Below are 19129 nucleotides of genomic sequence, written 5' to 3' on the forward strand. Positions count from 1 at the left end.
AAATTTAGAATTTTTGACAATGAAAAATACCAAGCCATTACGAATAATAGCAATGATTCCTGCAAGATTTGAAGCTTCCCGCTTTCCGGGAAAATTAATGGAAGATCTTAATGGAAAAACGGTTATTAGAAGAACCTATGAAGCTGCCCTAAATACCCATTTATTTGATGAAGTTTATGTGGTGACCGATAGCGATCTTATTCACGATGAAATAATAAGCAATAATGGCAAGAGCATCAAGAGCACTAAAGAACATGAATGCGGAAGCGATAGGATTGCGGAGGTTGTAATGAACATGGATGTGGATATCGTTGTAAATATACAAGGGGATGAGCCACTTATAGATGAAGAAAGTTTGCGCAAACTACTAGGGGTTTTTACTAACGATCCTGAAAAGACCATAGATTTGGCATCGCTTAAAACGCCCATGATGGATTCTGATGAGATCACCAATCCAAACAATGTGAAGGTGATCACCAATAAGGATAATCTTGCACTTTATTTCTCCAGGTTTCCGCTGCCTTATCCAAGAGATACCAACTCTGGAGTCACATATTTCAAACATATCGGGGTATATGCTTTCAGAAAAGAGGCACTTATGGACTTTTACAGTTTGCCGATGCTGGAATTGGAAGCTACTGAAAAAATTGAATGTATCAGGTATTTGGAGTATGGAAAAAGCATAAAAATGGTAGAAACCAATTTTAAAGGCATTGGTATAGATACTCCAGAAGATCTTGAAAAAGCACGAAAATTATTCCCTTCCGATTAATTATGCTGAAACGGCCTTTTTATAAACGCTCAGCGCCCTTTCACGAGCTTCTTTATGATCCACTATTTCTTCTGGATAATCTGCTGTACCATACTCAGGAATCCATTTTTTGATATATTCCAGGTCTTTGTCGTAATCTTTTGTTTGAGTTGAAGGATTAAAAATCCTAAAATAGGGAGCTGCATCTACGCCGCTACCAGCTACCCATTGCCAATTACCCACGTTGGAGGACATTTCATAATCCAACAATTTTTCAGCAAAGTAGGCTTCTCCCCAGCGCCAATCTATTAACAAGTGTTTGCACAGAAAGCTGCCAACCAACATCCTCACTCGATTGTGCATAAAACCAGATTCATTTAATTGTCGCATTCCTGCATCCACCATAGGATAACCGGTTTTTCCCGATTTCCATTTTTCGAATTCTTCTATATTATTCCGCCATGCTATCCGATCATATTTCTTTTTAAAAGCATTCGTCGACGTATCGGGAAAGTGATATAATATCTGCATAAAAAACTCTCGCCATATAAGTTCTTGCCAGAATACCTCATTCTTTTCAGAAATAGCCTTTTTCATTATCTTCCGGATCCCCACAGTGCCAAATCTAAGATGTGGCCCGATATGGGAAGTGGCATCTTTTGCAGGATAATTTCTCTTAGCTTCATAATCTTGTATCAGGCTAGGGGTGACCTCGAAATCTGGCACTTTTTGGCTTGAGGGTTCAAAACCAAGCTCGCTAAGACTTAAATTGGGCAACCTTGAATTTTGAATTAGATTATCCAAGTATGGGGAAGTGTATTTTATTTCAAGATCATTTTTTTTGAATTCCGCCTTCCATAATTTCATGTAAGGAGTATACACCATATAGGGATCTCCATTGCTTTTTACAATTTCATTTTTTTCGAAGATCACCTGATCTTTAAAGGTTAGAAGTTCTGAATCATTAGTTTTGGCTAATTTGTCGATCCCTTCGTCCCGTTGTTTTGCATAAGGCTCATAATCTCTGTTTGTATAGATTTGCTGAATATCATACTGCTCAAAAAGCTCCTTGAAAACAGCTAGTGGTTTACCAGAATACATAGCAAGAGAACTTCCTTTTGCTTGAAGCTCTTTTCGCATTTTTTGAAGCGTATTGTATATAAAACTAACACGGGCATCATTTTTAGGAAGATCCTCCAAGATCTCAGTGTCGAAAATAAAAATGGGAAGCACTGGAAAATCACCTTTTAAAGCCTCCAACAATCCAACATTATCATCTAACCTAAGATCTCTTCGAAACCAAAATATCGATATTTTTTTATTCATCAATGTACATTTAAAGTGGAAACTCCTCCGTCTATTCCTAGTATTTGCCCTGTCATCCAACTGCTTTGTTCGGATAGTAAAAAATCTACTGCATTTGCCATCTTCTGGAGTCCCAGCTCTTTTTACAGGATGGCGTTCTCCCATTTTTACTCGTTTTTCATCATTGGAGAGTAATTTTTGGGATCAGGTAAAAATTCCCAAGCTTCATTTGCTGAAATGGGCAACTTCGATGTGGTATGTAAAGTGTGGAATTTCATGGTTTTTAATTTCGGGACAAATTTAGGGTATTAATTGTTTAGCTTAAAATGATTATTGTTAAACAAAGTTTAATTTTGATCTCTTTGTTGGTAAAGGTTTAGAAACATTGGAATGCGTATCTTTGAAAAAATCAACAAACTAAATATTATGAAAAAAGTTTTTTTATTCATGTGCGCAGGATTAATCTCATTAGGAGCCTCTGCACAAATTGAAGCCCCTCAACCAAGTCCTTTGGCAAAAATTGAGCAAAAAGTAGGTCTTACAGATGTAACCTTGGAATATTCCCGTCCGGCAGTTCGTGGTCGTGAAATCTTTGGAAGCCTGGTTCCTTTTGGGAAAGTATGGCGAACAGGAGCCAATGCAAACACAAAAATCACTTTTAGTGATGATGTAGAAATTGGAGGAAAGAAGCTGGCAAAAGGAACTTATGCTATATATACAATTCCAAATAAAGATTCTTGGGAAGTAGTGTTTTACAAGGATGCCAACAATTCGGGAGTTCCACAAGAATGGGATGAAGCTAAAGTGGCTTTAAAAGCAACGGCAAAGGTAGAATCCATGCCTTTCTCTATGGAATCTTTTGGGATCTTCGTAAATGAAATTAAGAATGATGGTGCCGTTTTGGATTTTGTATGGTCCAATACCGCAGCTTCTTTGCCATTTACAGTACCAACAGATGCCAAGACCATGGCAAGCATAGAAAAAGTTATGAATGGTCCGGGAGCCAACGATTTTTTTGCGGCAGCTAGTTTTTATCAGGAAAGTGGGAAAGATCTTAAAAAAGCGCATGAATGGATCAAGAAAGCAACTGCAATGCAGGAAGATGCCTTCTGGATGTGGAGAAAAAGATCACTTATCGAAGCTGAACTAGGTATGAAAAAGGAAGCTATTTCCAGTGCACAAAAATCATTGGCGATGGCAGAAAAAGCTAAAAATGCAGATTATGTTAAAATGAACAAGGACTCTCTAAAAGAATGGGGCGCTATGTAATTTTAAATTACCACATTAAAGAGCCTGCTGAAAAGCAGGCTTTTTTAATTTATATGTTTGTCATCCTAAAAGTAGCACAGCGGATTGAAGGATCTCTAAGAAACAGCAATCATGTTTTTAAAAATAGATCCTTCCTCCGTCAGGATAACAAGTTGGTACTACAATGTCATTTCGAGATCCGTGATAAAAAAATTATCCAGCGTAGGAAATTGACGTGTTTTTTATATAAGCTGATGGGATGCTGAAACAAGTTCAGCATGACGACAATTGCGCATCGTCACCCTGAACTGGTTTCAGGGTCTTGGATTCACAAATAAATAAAAACACGTCAATGGTAGCGTAGACGAGAAGCCTTCTATTGCTTCCCAACCATAACTTAGTATTTAAATGTCGTTCTGTCACGATAATTATCAAGATCTAATTGATCATTCTGAAAGTAGCACAGCGAATTGAAGGATCTCCTATGTTGTAATAATACTGTTTATTACTATCCTAGAGATTCCTCCTTCGTCGGAATGACAGTACAGCGTTTTTTGTCATTCTGAAAGAAGTGAAACAAATTGAAGGATCTCAATGAAGCCATACATTTGCTTTGAGGTTCCTCCTTCATCGGAAGGCCGGTATAGCGATCGAAAAATGGATATAACTTTATTGATAAACCAAACCAATTTCTTTTCTAATTGCATCCAATAATTCAATTAGATCGAGGCTTTTGGCGAAAGTCATTTTAGTGCTTTCTTTTTTGCCCTCTGCTAGCATAGTTTGAAGATGTGTTGCCTCAAAATTATAGCCATGAGTAGTTACCGGAAATTCGATGGTTTCTTCATTCCCATCCAACTGGATTGTTATAGAGGAAGGTTCATGAAATCTGGTATTTAAAACTACCTCTGCCTCTTCAAATTTTAAAGTGGCCATGGTTGGAGTAGTTTCATCTATAGCACTGTAAAGATGAGCCTTTACACCATTGGAGTAAGAAAATTCGATAGTGCAATTTTCATCCACGCCCGTTTTTCCGATTTTTGCGTTCGCTTTTATCTCTCGAGGTTTTCCTAATAAGCTTAAAGCCAAGAATACAGGATAGATACCCACATCCATCAAGCTCCCCCCGCCAAGTTTTTTATTGTAAATGCGTTTTTCTGGATCGAAGGGGGCGTTAAATCCAAAATCTGCTTCGAGACCTACTAGTTCTCCATATTTCTTGGATTCGACCAAGTCTAGAACATAATTAAAATGTGGAAGAAATTGGGTCCACAAAGCCTCCATTAAAAACACCTTCTCTTTTCGAGCCTCGGTGATCATGGTTTCTACTTGATCTAAATTTATCCCTAAAGGTTTTTCGCAGAGTACTGCTTTTTTATGCTGAAGACACAGTAGGGAATGCTCGAAATGAAATGTATGTGGAGTAGCTATATAAACAATATCTACTTTTTCGTCTTCAACCAGTTCTAAATAACTCCCGTAAGAAACTGCAATGTTTAAATTTTCAGCAAATTCTTCAGCTTTATTTAGCGATCTACTTGCCACTGCGTAAAGATTTGCTCCTGGTACCGATAAGAGATCTTCGGAAAATTTTTTGGCAATTTTCCCTGCACCCAGTATTCCCCAATTATAAGTTTTAGTCTGCATTGTTTTTAAGTTTATCTGGTGAATGAATTACGCTCTGCAGGACAAGTGCTAGCAACATAACCAAAGCACATCCCACTAGATTAAGCCACAAATAAGGGAGTACCCCTAATTTGTAGATTAAAATAATTAAAGCCTGGGTAATAAGGGCGGCAATAAACACTGCATTGCTGTTTACATGTTTTATAAAGAATGCCAGCAAGAATATTCCCAGTACATTTCCGTAGAAAATAGAGCCAATAATATTCACCAACTGAATGAGATTGTCGAACAAACTGGCAAAACTGGCAAAAAGTATGGCCAACAAGCCCCAGCCCAAAGTGAACCACTTGGACATTTTCACATAATGTTCATCAGATTTCTCCTTAGAAACATTTCTTTTATAAAGATCTATGGTGGTGGTGGAAGCCAAAGCATTCAATTCTGAAGCGGTGGAGGACATCGCTGCCGATAGTATTACTGCTAGTAGCAGCCCTATGAGGCCTCTTGGCAGGTTGTTCAGAATAAAATGGATAAACACATAATCTTTGTCATTTGTTTCCAAATCCTCGCTTACGTTGCTTATCATGGCTTTTGCTTCTTCCCGATTGGCTTCTTCTAGGGAGTCGAGTTCTAAAAGTTCGGTTTTATATTGGTTGAGTTCTCTTGCGGAAACGGTCTCCAGGCCATTGCCAAAACGTATACTGGTTTCTTTTCTTTTTTGCTGAATATCCTCATTCTTAACCATCAATTGCCGGTACTCTTCCGAATATTCAGACTCCAACACCGCTTTTTGAGCTGCCGGATTAAAATTTAAGGGTGCCAGATTGAATTGATAGAACACAAATACCATAACCCCCACCAAAAGAATGAAGAATTGCATTGGCACTTTTAGGATTCCATTGAAGATAAGTCCCAATTGCATTTCCCGTACCGATCTCCCGGTTAAATAACGCTGCACCTGACTTTGATCTGTTCCAAAATAAGATAAGGCTAGAAAACTCCCACCAATCACTCCGCTCCAAACCGTGTATCTATTATCCAGATCGAATGAAAAATCCAAAATATCGAGCTTTCCGCTGGCTCCGGCAATATCCAACGCATTGGAGAAACTTATATCTGCAGGTAGGTATTGAATTATCAAGAAAAATGCAGCGAACATCCCGGCAAAGATTACTGCCATTTGCTGCTTTTGGGTAACATTAACTGCCTTGGTGCCACCAGAAACGGTATAGATAATAACCAACACCCCAATAATAATGTTGAGTGTTGTAAGGTTCCATCCCAAGACTGCCGATAAAATAATAGCCGGTGCAAAAATGGTGATTCCGGCAGATAGTCCCCGCTGAATTAAAAACAACAATGCCGTTAAAGTCCTGGTTTTAAGATCGAATCTGGATTCCAAAAATTCGTAAGCGGTATAAACCTTTAACCTATGATAAATGGGAATAAATACCATGCATATTATTACCATGGCAATTGGCAAACCAAAATAGAATTGAACAAAACCCATCCCATCGTGATAGGCTTGGCCTGGGGTAGATAAAAATGTAATCGCGCTTGCCTGGGTTGCCATAACAGAAAGTCCGATAGTCCACCATTGGGAATCCTTCCCGCCCCCAATATAATCTTTTACGCTGTGGCTCCCCTTTGTTTTGTAGACCCCATAAATAACTATAAACGCTAGGGTTCCTATTAAAATGATCCAATCTATTAATTGCATATTAGGAGAATAGGTTCATTAAAAAATAGAACAAGATTATATATGCCAAATTTGCTAGAAGTACTATAGTATATGATTTTTTCCAAATATATTTTTTAGGAGTTTCCATTTATTTACCGATTGAGATTAGGTTGGCAAATAATCTAAAAGCTCCTGGTACTGCCTCTGGGAACTGTCTAAAAAAGCTTAACCCGGTATAGATATAATGGCCTTTTCCATACTTAGCGATAAGCAAGCTTCCTTTGCTGCTAGTTTCATTTGTATCTTTCATTGCAAAGATCGGAGTAAATTCTGGAGCCCAAGAATCTGAAAAATACAAACCACGTTCCTGTACCCAGTTTTCAAAATCTTTTGGAGTGATCTTGTTTGGGCTATTTAAAACAGGATGTTGCGGATCCAAAAATTCCACTTTTGCATCTTCTTCGGTAACCCTATCCCTGGAAAGTTCCAATTTATAAGGTGCTATATTATCCAGAACCAAACCGCGGTTGGTATTGTATTGAGAGATCAGGGTGCCACCATTTTCAACATATTTTAATAACTCCCCTTGTTTGAACTTTAGGATATCCAAGGTATTGTATGCCCGGATCCCTAATACGATCGCATCAAATTTTGCCAAAGCAGCAGCATCAATTTCCTCAGGGACTATTTTAACAACCTTATATCCAATTTGTTCCAAGCTCTCTGGAATTACATCTCCTGCGCCTTCAATATAACCAACCAGCCCTCCTTTTTTCTTGATGTTCAACTTCACCAATTTAGTACCAGCTGGTAGCGCCAATGTTTGTAAAGGAATATGCTCATAATCTATCCTTAAAACTTCATCTGAATACACCCGGCCTTCAAAAGTGATCTCAGGAATTAAATTCGCTTCGTTTTGTTCTTTTGGGGGAGTTACCGTAAAAACAAGTGTGGCGGTTCCGCCATTGTTCTTTATATCAAAATTTGCCTCTTTTGGTTCAATTTTCCAAGATTTAGAAGCCTTTAAGCTAACTTTACCTTTTGTATTCTCCTTTTGAGCAGTCACAGTTAAATTTATTTGCTTGGCTGCCCCATTCGTATAAATAAGCACCTTATCATTAAAGGATGCTGATACAGGAGGAATAATCTCAAAGGGCTGGTATATTTCCCCTTTTACAGGATCTGTAGTTTTATAGACAAGTTCTTTTTCGAAAGGGATAGTTTCCCCGTAAAATTTCAGGTTAAAGATAACTTTCGTCATTCTTGGAGCTTCCGGCAAACCAACCAGTTTTGGATCTTCCACCACATAAGTTCCTAAATTCGGATTTTCACCTAACCAATAGGGAGATGTGTATTTTGCATCTTTTGGGATGGTGTAAATTAGTTTTTCCCTCCAGGCCTCATTGTTGTTAAGTGTTTTTTTAGGCTCTGCGGAAGAGCTTCCAGAAACAACATTTATCGAGACTAGTTCCACGGAAACATCACTTCTATTTATCGCTTCAAATTCAACCTCAACAGATTGATATAAAGTAGCATAAGGTGTGTTACTTATAGCTTCTAAATAAATTCCGCTACTGGCTAATATAATCTCTTTTATTTCAGAAGTTTTAATGGTTTTCCAATACCCATCCTCAAGAACATTGATCAACTTATAAGCTTCCACCAATTTGGGCAGGCTTTCCGAAGGATCCCTGAAGTTATAATTTTCTTCTACTTCCATTAAAATTTTTCCAATAGCTGCACCTCCTTTTAACCGGTTCCAAGAAGTATCGATTCCTGCGAAAAGATCACCTTTTGTTTCCGGTACTTCGCCATCAATTAATTCCAAATATTCAAGCTGGCTACCACGGCTTCCGCTACTGCCAAAACCCTGAGATCTATGCTGACTTCGGCTTAAAGCTGCAATTTCTGGATTGGATAATCCGTTCCAAGGGAAATAAACGCCGGTATCGAATTGTATAAAATTGGATTTATCGGCTTTGTCGAACGCATCCTGACTTTCGTAGAACCAAGGAGACGTATTGAAATAAAGACGGGTAGGGGAAAATACCTCGGTATGTTTTAATTGCTCCGGGTAGGCATTCTTGTCATTCGCAAGCTTAAATGCTTCTACGCTTAACAAAGCAGAAGCGGTATGTTGCCCATGGGTTTCTCCTGATGTACGATGGTTGAACCTATTAATAATTATATCTGGTTTAAAAGTCCGGATCGCCCAAACCACGTCTCCCAGTACCACTTCTTTATCCCATATTTGTAAAGTTTCTTCGGGAGTTTTGGTATAGCCAAAATCGATTGCCCTCGTAAAACGTTGCTTGCCACCATCTATTCTTCTTGCAGCTAGAAGTTCCTGGGTTCTAATAACTCCTAATAGCTCCTTTAGCTCGGGCCCAATTAGGTTTTGCCCACCATCTCCACGAGTGATGGATAAATAACCTGTTCTTGCATTTACTTCACTGGACAAATAGGAAATTAGCCGGGTATTTTCATCATCGGGATGCGCAGCTATGTAAAGTACAGAGCCTAAAAAATTCAATTTTTTAAGAGCTTGATCTATTTCTACGGAATTTAATTTTTTAGGAGCTTGTCCTTGTGCTGTAATAAAGAACAAAACCAAGATAAATGGAAGAATTTTGCGCATCGGAAAATATTGGTTCAATAATTTCAAATATATAAATTTCCAAGGGGTTCCAAGGTTTTATATAGGGAGAATCTAAAGGCTGTCTTTCCCTTCATCCAGATAGACATCTTTTTTGATTAGGGAAACCGCCTTTTGTAAAATTAGATTGTTTGGATAGGTCACTAGTTCTCCTTGGTCATTTATAAGATGGATATGAAATGCTTTTATATCATCTATAATTCCTTCAATAGGAGCGTCTTTATCATGGATCTTTATTTTATCTCCAATTTTATACGGAAAAGAGAAGAATAGGATAATCCCTGAAGTGATATTGCTAAGAATGGACCAAATAGCAAATAATGCCACACCAATAACAGCGAATATAGAGGAGAAATATATTGAAAGATCTTTTACTCCTACTCCCCATGCAAGGGACAACAAGAATACCGATACCAAGAAAATAAGGATGTTGATATATTTGAACATTAACCGGGTCCTGGTAATATGGATTTCACTTTGCTTTCCAACCCGATGTGCTGCTTTTTTCATGGTAAACTGAATGATAAGTAGCGAAACCACGATGATGGTGGTATAAATTATTTGATTTTGGTACGTGTAGAAGATAGCCATCATTAATTTAAATTCAGTTGCTCCCGCAAATGTAAATCTTTATTGGATTTTTTGGTCCAGTAATCAGATTTTATCTCTTTCATTTTTGTGGCAGTAGTAGTGTATAGTTTCCCATCCACTTCTGAATCTTCTTGCCATTTTTCAATTTTGAAGGGAGCGATATTGGAATAATAGATTTTTAGATCTCTTTTAAGTTCTTGGTAACTTATTTTATACACGCTCCATTCCCCATCCTGATAGAATTCGGCCATTGCATCGTATGCCTTTGTTTCTTTGTGTGCAAGTCTCAAAGTTTCGAAAGATGGAACCATGTGAATATCTCCGGTTGGCAAAAGATCGGGATTAATTCTTAATTGTGTCCAAACTTCATTTTCCAAATATGTTTTAGATAATTCCGATTCTTTATCTGCTTCCCCTTCAAAATAAGAGTGCGAATCTATCTTAAAATTGTCCCTGTTATTTAGCTGAATATATACATGACCGCACCATTCTTGGATAGAGGCGGAAACTTTTAACGCATGCGACCTTCCTTCTAAAGGATAAAAAGTGCTCTGCATGATGGAATACGGATAAATCCCTGTATTAAAATTCTTTGTGGCATTTAGTTTAAGTACAGGGATCGTCTTGTCGCTCTTGGTGTTGGCCTTTACCTGAGCTTCCGGCAGGAATTCTTCGGTAACATACATCAGCACGGCAGTTCCTTCCCTAGGTTCGCCATACCTGGATTGATCTAATTTATACGAAGTGATCTCTGCTTCCCCATTGAACCAATAGGATTTGAATTTTTCTGAAAGTTTTCGTTCGGGAAGCAAGACTTCTTCAGTAGAAGTATTTTCTTCACATCCAGATAAAAGGAACAATAGAAATGTTCCAAAAAGGAGAGGCTGAAATTTAGAGCTCATAAATTTACTTTTATCTAAAATTACGAAAAATTTATAGCGAAGCTATCTCCAATAAGGTTTCATAAACCAAATGTGTAGGGAGTCCAACAACATTAAAATAGCTGCCTTCCACGTTTGTGATCCCAATTAAACCTATCCATTCTTGAATTCCGTAGGCGCCAGCTTTATCCAAAGGATGATAATTTAGAATATAATAGTCTATTTCTTCTTTGCTTAATTCCTTAAAAGTGACTTTTGTGGTGGCATTTACCGTGCTCTGAAAGGTTGAAGTTGTAAAGGTGACCGAAGTGATTACTTCATGGGTTTTCCCAGACATGGATCGTAACATTTCAAATGCTTGCTTGGTGGTTTCCGGTTTTCCAAGAGCCTCATTTTCATGCCAAACAATGGTATCGCTGGTAATTAAAATATCCTCTTTTCTTAGTTCATGTCTAAATACCCCTGCTTTAAGTTCAGATAGGTAATCGGTTATTCCGGAATGCTTTAATCGCCCAGGGTAAACCTCTTTTACTTTTTTCACATTGATGATAAATGGGATATTTAGGTCCTTTAAAAACTGATGCCTTCTTGGAGAACCAGAGGCCAATATAATTCGATGATTTTTTAATTTTTCCTTCAGCATAGCTTAACGTAATATGAATTTATAAAGTCCCAGGGAGATGATCCCGAGAAGCATGATTATTTTTAAGAGCAGACTGAGTTTGGTATAATCCCTTTTGTTTTCCGCAGTCCAAATATGTATCATGAAATAAAGCAAAGGGGCCACGATAAGAAATAAGGCATACAAGACCGCCCATAAATTCTCGAACAAGTAATTATAAAGGTAATAGACAACCGCAATGAGCGGTAACAGGCCAATAAGAAATATCACCAAGTTCGTTCGTTTTTCCCCGATCGCTATAGGAAGCGTATTTCTTCCAGCATTGTAATCCCCCTTGATATCCTCCTGATCTTTCACCATTTCCCGAAGCCAGTTCAGTAATAAAGCAAATAGCGAGTAATCTAAAATAATGGAAAATATTATGGATTGGGTTTGCTGGTTTTCTGGGGTAATGACCGGTAATAGATCATAAAGTCCCACAATGATAATACTGAAGGCAACCAACATACTAATTGCCAGATTCCCTACAATTATAATATGTTTTAGATAGGTAGCGTAGAGATATAGCAGCGCAGAAATAGTGATGAATATTGATGAAAAGCCCGGTTTTCCTATAAGATTGGAGATAAAAAACCCAATTCCAACTCCCACGATACTTAATAGAATATAAAGTATATACGCTAAATTGAATGGGATTTTGGTGCCTACTAGCACTTTTTCGGGTTTATTGATGCTATCGGTTTCCAGATCATGGATATCGTTAATAATATTTCCTGCAGCAGCGATGCAGATAGTTGCGATTGCTAGCAAAGAAAAACCCAAGCCACTTAGGGTGATGCTTATGCCAAAACTATCCAACAAGCCATATTTAATTAGGACTTGTGTGAGAAGGATCATTGCTAGATTTGGAACCCTCACCAATTTCAAAACTGCTAATAGCATAGGACTATTTATATTGAACCGATTTTATATTGATAGTTAAAATCTTCTAGCTTTTGGAAGCATCAAGATTTTGAAGCCATTTCCCCTGCACTTTTAGGACCTGCTCTATTACGTCTCGCACACAGCCTTTTCCGCCCTTTTTATGAGAAACATAGCGACTAATATCTTTGATCTCTGCGGCGGCGTCTTGAGGGCAACACGGCATTCCTACGAGTTTCATCACATATAGGTCCGGAATATCATCGCCCATATAAAGAACGTGCGCTGGGTTTATATCATAGATATCCATAAATTCCTTCAATTGCTCCACCTTATCGGACACTCCTAGAAAAATGTTGGTAATTCCAAGATCCCTCAATCGTTTTCTAACGCCTTCATTTTTACCTCCAGATATTATGCACACATTGTACCCGGCCAATTCAGCGGTTTTTAGTGCGTAACCATCTTTAATGTTCATGGTTCGAAGCAATTCTCCCGCAGTATTTACTTGAATGCTGCCATCGGTAAGCACGCCATCCACGTCGAAAATGAACGTGCTAACATGATTCAAATATTCTTTATAATTCTTTTCCATGGAGGTTTTGAATAGATAAGGTTAAAAGTGAATATATATTTTGTTGTTCCTCGTTCAGAAATTCTAAATGAGAATTGATAACTTCTTGATCTTCCCTCTTTGCAGGACCTGTTTGTGCGTCTTTTGGGCCCATATTTATTGCTTTTGAAGCGGTTTCAAGTATCAAAGGATGCAAAATTTCAAAAGGGACTTGATTGTTATTACAGATTTTTTCGCCTTCGGTATATAGAAAGTTTACAAAATTGCTCACAAAAACCGCGGCAACATGTAGGGATTTTCTTTGTTCTGAAGAGATCTCAAATACTTTTCCTGAAATTTCTGAAGCCAATTCTTTTAGAATGATTGTATTTGCAATAGTGTTGGTTTCAATGCAGATGGGGATTTTGGTAAAATTGACTTTTTTATGCTTGGAAAAGGTTTGAAGCGGGTAAAACACCCCATGATTTTTGAACTTATTGAGTACTTCGATAGAAACGGCACCCGCAGTATGTAAAACCAAAGCGTCCGTTTCTTTCATTTTTTGACTTACTTTAGCCAATATATCGTCTTTTAGGGCAAGAATATAGATATCGGCGGGAGTGATTTCATCAAGATCTGTAGTAATTTCAACTTCATCTTTAAAATGTTGAAGGCTTGTTGAAGCATGGTTATAAACCTGAATGATCTTATAATTAGCTGAATTATTATACGCCTCAAATAAATGAGTGGCTACATTTCCAGTCCCAAAAAGTACAATGCGTTTCATTTGGCTAAAATACCAAAATTTCTGGGTTTAAAATTAACATATAACGATGGGAAATGCTTGTGTTTATAGCCCGCTAAGTATTTAAATTTAGTTAAATTTGCAACGTTTTAAAATAGTTTTAAATGCAAAATAAAATAACGTCTGTCTTATTTTCTACCCGAATAATGGCAGTCTTGTTCATTGTCTTCGCCATCGCAATGGCTCTGGGAACTTTTATAGAAAGTTGGTACACCATAGAAACCGCTCGCGTGTTAATTTATAATACGTGGTGGTTCGAGGGAATCATGTTGTTCTTTGTTATCAACTTCTGCGGAAATATCATTAGATATGGAATGCATAAACGCGAAAAATGGTCCTCTTTATTAATTCACCTTTCGTTTATTTTAATATTAATTGGAGCTTTTGTTACCAGATATATTAGTTACGAAGGTATAATGCCAATTCGTGAAGGAGAAACTACCAGTTCATTTCTTTCGGAAAGAACCTATTTAACCACCTATTTGGATGGAGAAATAGACGGGGAGCCACGTAGAAGAGTAGTGGAGGAAGCAGTTCTTTTAGCTCCCGAAACAGAAAATGATATCACCATCAACACCGATTTTAACGGTCAAGATGTTACTATCGAGGTAATCAATTTTATCCATGGAGCAGAAGAAGGCTTGATACTGGCAGAAAATGGAGACAATTATTTGAAAATTGTTGAAGCTGGAGATGGCAGCAGGCATGAGCATTATTTAAAGGAAGGTGAAATAGCCAATATACATAATACCTTGTTTGCCCTAAATAAACCTACCGATGGTGCCATTAACATTGAGGTAAGTGAAGAGGAGGGAACCTATCTATTAAGAACTCCTTTTGAAGGAGATTTCATGAGAATGGCAGATCAGTTAAAAGGCGAGGTAATAGCAGATAGTACACAAATTTTAATGTTAAGGTCTTTATATAATATTGGTGGGGTGCAGTTTGTGGTTCCAGAACCAATGGCCAGGGGGAATTACGATATTATCCCTACCGAAGAAAAAGCACCAAACCAACTTAATGCGGTTACCCTAAAAGTAACTACTGGAGGGGAATCCAAAAATATTACCATGCTTGGTACCAAAGGTGTTGTGAACGCTCCCAAAAATTTAAAAGTTGGTGGATTGGATATTTATCTTAATTATGGCTCTAAAGAAATGCAATTGCCGTTTTCTATCAAGTTAAACGATTTTATTGCCGATAAATTTCCCGGTACAGAGAGTAATCCTACTCCAAGTTATGCCGCGTTTAAAAGTAAGGTAGAAGTAATTGATGATAATGGATCTGAACCATACGAGATCTTTATGAACCATGTATTGGATAAAGAAGGATATAGGTTCTTTCAGGCCTCGTTCGATCCAGATGAAAAGGGAACTGTACTCTCTGTAAATCATGATTTTTGGGGAACATGGATCACTTATATTGGATATTTTTTATTGTATTTAGGCCTTATGTTGATCTTGTTCGATAAAGGAAGTAGGTTTGGTAAATTAAAGGTGATGTTGGATAAAGTGAAGGAAAAGAAAGCAGCACTTAGCTTAGCAGCTGCATTGTTTTTGAGTATTAGTTATGGATTTGCCCAGACCAATGCTCAAGAAGAGGACAATCCTGCTCACATTGCCTCTAACAAGGCCATGGTAGACTCACTGATCCAATCTTCTGCCGTAGATGCAGGGCATGCGGCAAAATTCGGGAAATTGGTTATCCAGGATGCAGGTGGAAGAATGAAGCCGGCAAATACATTTTCTTCAGAACTACTTCGAAAAATCAGTAAAAAAGATTCTTATGAAGGTTTAAATGCCGACCAGATCTTGATCTCCATGACCGAGAATCCGGTTTTGTGGTATAATGTCCCATTGATTTACGTAAAACCAAACAACGATAGTATCAGGCATATTGCAGGGGTGAGTGAAGATGATAAATATATTGCGCTAACAAATTTCTTTGATGCTAAGGGTTCCTATAAACTTTCTCCTTATTTGGAAGGTGCTTATAAGGCAAGTGTGCCAAACCAGTTTCAGAAAGATTTCATAGAAACCGATAGAAAAGTGAATTTACTATTTAATGCTTTACAAGGCAAAGTATTACGGATTTTCCCAATTCCAGGTGACGAAAACAACAAGTGGATCTCCTTTCCTGAGGTGCCTGAATCTAATTTGACCGGGATGGATTCTGTGTATGCAAGACAGATCTTGCCAATTTATATGAATGCCCTTCAGGAATCCAAAGCTACCGGAGACTATACAAATTCTGAAGAATTACTTGGAAGCATTAGCGGGTACCAGAAAAAATTTGGAGCTGAGGTAATGCCTTCAGAAGAAAAGATAAATGCAGAGGTGCTTTATAATAAATATGATATTTTCCGTAGCCTCTATAAGTGGTACATGTTTGCAGGCCTTATCATGCTTGTAATAGTGGTTGCGCAAATCTTTAAAGATTCCAAAATCATTAGAATCTTGATCAAGACCAGTGCTATTGTGGTTTTGCTGTTATTCATTGTACATACTTTGGGCCTTGCTGCAAGATGGTATATCTCTGGTCATGCCCCTTGGAGCGATGCTTATGAATCTATGATCTATGTTGCTTGGGCCACCATGTTCTTTGGTCTGGCCTTTGGAAGAAAAAGTTTTTTAACCATCGCATCCACCTCTTTTGTAACGGCCATGATCTTAATGATCGCCCATTGGAATTGGATGGATCCTGCAATAGCTAATTTGGTTCCTGTATTGGATTCTTATTGGTTAATGATCCACGTATCGGTTATTGTGGGAAGTTATGGTCCTTTTACTTTGGGAATGATTCTAGGAGCAGTATCTCTTATGCTCATGATCTTCACTACCGATAAGAATAAGGAGAAAATGAGTTTAAATATCAAAGAAATTACTATTATTACTGAAATGGCCTTGACCGTTGGATTGGTAATGTTAACCATTGGAAACTTTTTAGGTGGACAATGGGCAAATGAAAGCTGGGGGCGATATTGGGGTTGGGATCCAAAAGAAACTTGGGCATTGGTGAGTATTATGGTATACGCTTTTGTAATTCATATGCGATTGGTACCGGGATTGCGAAGTAGATGGTTCTTTAATTTAATGGCAATCGTTGCTTTTTCGAGTATTATGATGACGTATTTTGGTGTAAACTTCTACTTGGCAGGGCTACATTCCTATGCAAGTGGAGATAAAGTGATCACCCCAACATTTATTTATTACACTATTGCCGGAGTAGCTTTGTTAGGAGCCGTTTCTTACTGGAAATATAAAAAGCATTATGCAAAGTAGTTTTTGAAAATTAATAAAAAAAAGCCTGCTTCAATTTTTGGAAGCAGGCTTTTTCATTTATCACACTGGTCCGATAGTTAATTATCGGGATTGTCGAATTGTGGTCGTAGTTCTTAAGAGGCTTCGACAGGCTCAGCCTGACATTTATTTAAGTTCTCATTCTGAAAGGAGCGAAGCGGATTGAAGAATCTCATTTAATTTTGACTTAATTAATGTTAATAGGGTTCCCTGAGATTCCTCCTGCGTCGGAATGACAACAAATTAAAATTGGATTGTCAAACTGAGCCTATCGAAGTTTCTATTGGAAAACAAAAAAGCCACCTCTCTCAAGGCAGCTTTGGTGTTGTTGAAAATTTAAAAAATCAAGAACCTCGGGACATTAAACCCTCATTGAGGGATTAAATTATTTCAAGCCTCCAACCATATCATTTGGTTTTACCCACTCGTCAAACTCTTTTTCTGTAACATACCCTAAATTTACAGCTTCCTGTTTTAAGGTAGTACCATTGGCATGAGCTGTGTTTGCGATTTCAGCTGCTTTATAATATCCAATCTTGGTGTTTAAAGCAGTGACCAACATCAACGAATTATCCAAAAGTTCCTTGATCCTTTTCTTATTTGGTTCAATACCTTTAGCACAATTTTCATCAAAAGAAGTGCAAGCATCTCCAATTAGTTGTGCGCTTTGTAAGAAGTTGGCAGCCATTACAGGTTTAAAAACGTTCAATTCAAACTGCCCTTGCATACCGCCTACGCTTATAGCAACATCGTTCCCCATTACCTGTGCGCAAACCATGGTTAATGCTTCACATTGCGTTGGATTCACTTTTCCAGGCATAATAGAAGATCCAGGTTCGTTTGCAGGAATACTTATTTCCCCAATTCCACTTCTAGGCCCAGAGGAAAGCATTCTAATGTCATTGGCAATCTTATTTAGGGAAACTGCCAATTGTTTTAAAGCACCGTGGGACTCCACGAATGCATCATGAGCCGCCAAAGCTTCAAACTTATTGGGAGCAGTCACAAAAGGGAGTCCTGTGAATTTTGCTATAAATTCAGCTACGCGTTTGGAATATCCTTTTGGAGTATTTAAGCCGGTCCCTACCGCCGTTCCACCTAGCGCCAACTCTGCTAAATGTGGCAATGTGTTTTCTAAAGCTTTTATCCCATGGTCCAATTGCGCAACATACCCGCTAAATTCCTGTCCCAGGGTTAGGGGAGTGGCATCCATAAAATGGGTACGGCCAATCTTGACCACATCCTTGAATTCTTCAGATTTCTTTTTAAGCGTGTTCCTTAATTTTGTAACTCCCGGTAAAGTAACTTCACTCACCTTTTTATATGCAGCAATGTGCATTCCAGTGGGAAATGTATCGTTGGAAGATTGGGATTTATTTACATCGTCGTTTGGTTGAAGGGTTTTTTCCCCCTCTCCAATAATTTTTCCAGCAAGTTGATGTGCGCGGTTAGCGATCACTTCGTTTAAATTCATATTGCTTTGGGTACCACTTCCAGTTTGCCATATCACCAAAGGAAATTGATCGTCGTGTTTTCCGGCAAGGATCTCCTCACAAACTTGTGCTATATAATCTCTTTTTTCTACAGGTAGGACTCCAAGTTCGCAATTGGTAAAGGCAGCTGCTTTTTTAAGATATGCAAAACCATACACTATTTCCAACGGCATGCTTCCCGGGGCACCAATTTTAAAGTTGTTTTTAGAACGCTCGGTTTGTGCTCCCCATAACTTATCTGAAGGCACTTTAACCTCTCCCATCGTGTCTTTCTCTATTCTGTAGTCCATAGTTTTTTTAAATTAGGTTACAAATTTACAGTTTCAAGATTTTTATTTCTTTAATTTTCCTACAAATTTTTGAAGTTTTTCTGCTGAATATTTTATATGGCATGTTTTTACCAAAAAATCGACTTTTATACTAAAAAATCGATTTTTATTTGGCAAAACGCCCTAAGACTTCCTATCTTTGCTTCGATTTAAAAATCTCCAGAAAATATGTTTGAATTTGATCAATATTTAGGCTTCTTAGCATTTTTAGTTATTTTAACCATGGGATTTTGGTTGATGATATTTTTAGTAGCAATAGTTCCATATTGGATTGGTGGATCTGTTACTGAAATGCTTAAAGAAATGCGCGAAAAAAGGAAAAAAGAAAAGGAGCTAAAAGCGTAGTATTTAGCTTTTACTTTTTAATC

Annotated in this window: 16 protein-coding genes; 4 read left to right on the forward strand and 12 right to left on the reverse strand. The window is 37.8% G+C overall.

Going from position 1 to position 19129, the window contains the following annotated elements:
• The first annotated feature begins 19 nt into the window (after positions 1-19).
• Positions 20-772: a 3-deoxy-manno-octulosonate cytidylyltransferase gene (kdsB, locus tag JM83_RS13645; protein ID WP_144962726.1), complete on the forward strand. Its 753-nt coding sequence runs from the start codon at positions 20-22 to the stop codon at positions 770-772.
• On the opposite strand, the gene JM83_RS13650 is transcribed toward kdsB, so the two are convergent.
• Positions 773-2077 carry a cryptochrome/photolyase family protein gene (locus tag JM83_RS13650; protein WP_144962727.1) on the reverse strand — a complete coding sequence of 435 codons (1305 nt, stop codon included), beginning with the start codon at positions 2075-2077 and terminating at the stop codon, positions 773-775.
• Positions 2077-2178: a hypothetical protein gene (locus JM83_RS13655; protein WP_261376470.1), complete on the reverse strand. Its 102-nt coding sequence runs from the start codon at positions 2176-2178 to the stop codon at positions 2077-2079. The genes JM83_RS13650 and JM83_RS13655 overlap by 1 nt, the downstream gene beginning before the upstream one ends.
• 304 nt (positions 2179-2482) lie before the next feature.
• On the opposite strand from JM83_RS13655, the gene JM83_RS13665 reads away from it, so the two are divergent.
• Positions 2483-3325 carry a DUF2911 domain-containing protein gene (locus JM83_RS13665; RefSeq protein WP_144962728.1) on the forward strand — a complete coding sequence of 281 codons (843 nt, stop codon included), beginning with the start codon at positions 2483-2485 and terminating at the stop codon, positions 3323-3325.
• Positions 3326-3973: 648 nt separating this feature from the next.
• Here the strand turns inward: JM83_RS13665 and JM83_RS13670 are convergent.
• The 9 genes from JM83_RS13670 to JM83_RS13710 all read right to left on the reverse strand — a co-directional run bounded on the left by JM83_RS13670 (position 3974) and on the right by JM83_RS13710 (position 13622).
• Positions 3974-4951, reverse strand: coding sequence for a Gfo/Idh/MocA family protein (locus tag JM83_RS13670; RefSeq protein ID WP_144962729.1), 978 nt, complete (start codon positions 4949-4951; stop codon positions 3974-3976).
• A complete protein-coding gene (locus JM83_RS13675; protein ID WP_144962730.1) occupies positions 4941-6650 on the reverse strand; it encodes a sodium:solute symporter in 1710 nt (569 codons plus the stop codon). The genes JM83_RS13670 and JM83_RS13675 overlap by 11 nt, the downstream gene beginning before the upstream one ends.
• 109 nt (positions 6651-6759) lie before the next feature.
• Positions 6760-9249: a PIG-L family deacetylase gene (locus JM83_RS13680; RefSeq protein WP_144962731.1), complete on the reverse strand. Its 2490-nt coding sequence runs from the start codon at positions 9247-9249 to the stop codon at positions 6760-6762.
• 72 nt (positions 9250-9321) lie between these two features.
• Positions 9322-9861, reverse strand: a complete 540-nt coding sequence (locus JM83_RS13685; protein ID WP_144962732.1) for a mechanosensitive ion channel domain-containing protein — start codon at positions 9859-9861, stop codon at positions 9322-9324.
• Positions 9861-10760, reverse strand: coding sequence for a septum formation inhibitor Maf (locus JM83_RS13690; protein WP_144962733.1), 900 nt, complete (start codon positions 10758-10760; stop codon positions 9861-9863). The genes JM83_RS13685 and JM83_RS13690 overlap by 1 nt, the downstream gene beginning before the upstream one ends.
• Positions 10761-10791: 31 nt before the next feature.
• Positions 10792-11382 carry a Maf family nucleotide pyrophosphatase gene (locus JM83_RS13695; RefSeq protein ID WP_144962734.1) on the reverse strand — a complete coding sequence of 197 codons (591 nt, stop codon included), beginning with the start codon at positions 11380-11382 and terminating at the stop codon, positions 10792-10794.
• A gap of 3 nt (positions 11383-11385) precedes the next feature.
• On the reverse strand, positions 11386-12303 hold the full coding sequence (locus JM83_RS13700) for a geranylgeranylglycerol-phosphate geranylgeranyltransferase (protein ID WP_144962735.1): 918 nt from the start codon (positions 12301-12303) through the stop codon (positions 11386-11388).
• A gap of 46 nt (positions 12304-12349) precedes the next feature.
• Positions 12350-12877, reverse strand: a complete 528-nt coding sequence (locus JM83_RS13705) for a KdsC family phosphatase (RefSeq protein WP_144962736.1) — start codon at positions 12875-12877, stop codon at positions 12350-12352.
• Positions 12861-13622, reverse strand: coding sequence for a Rossmann-like and DUF2520 domain-containing protein (locus JM83_RS13710; RefSeq protein ID WP_144962737.1), 762 nt, complete (start codon positions 13620-13622; stop codon positions 12861-12863). The genes JM83_RS13705 and JM83_RS13710 overlap by 17 nt, the downstream gene beginning before the upstream one ends.
• 122 nt (positions 13623-13744) lie before the next feature.
• Between JM83_RS13710 and ccsA the strand changes: the two genes are divergently transcribed.
• Positions 13745-16921 (forward strand): cytochrome c biogenesis protein CcsA, encoded by a 3177-nt coding sequence (ccsA, locus tag JM83_RS13715; RefSeq protein WP_144962738.1) that lies wholly within the window; start codon positions 13745-13747, stop codon positions 16919-16921.
• A gap of 403 nt (positions 16922-17324) precedes the next feature.
• Here the strand turns inward: ccsA and fumC are convergent, their stop codons facing one another.
• Complete coding sequence (fumC, locus tag JM83_RS13720; protein WP_144962739.1) at positions 17325-18722, reverse strand: class II fumarate hydratase; 1398 nt, start codon at positions 18720-18722, stop codon at positions 17325-17327.
• A gap of 207 nt (positions 18723-18929) precedes the next feature.
• Here fumC and JM83_RS19180 point away from each other — a divergent pair, with 207 nt between their 5' ends.
• Positions 18930-19106 carry a hypothetical protein gene (locus tag JM83_RS19180; RefSeq protein ID WP_186435001.1) on the forward strand — a complete coding sequence of 59 codons (177 nt, stop codon included), beginning with the start codon at positions 18930-18932 and terminating at the stop codon, positions 19104-19106.
• Positions 19107-19129 lie beyond the last annotated feature (23 nt).

Origin of the sequence: Gillisia sp. Hel_I_86, assembly GCF_007827275.1 — a bacterium.
Classification (GTDB): Bacteria; Bacteroidota; Bacteroidia; order Flavobacteriales; family Flavobacteriaceae; genus Gillisia.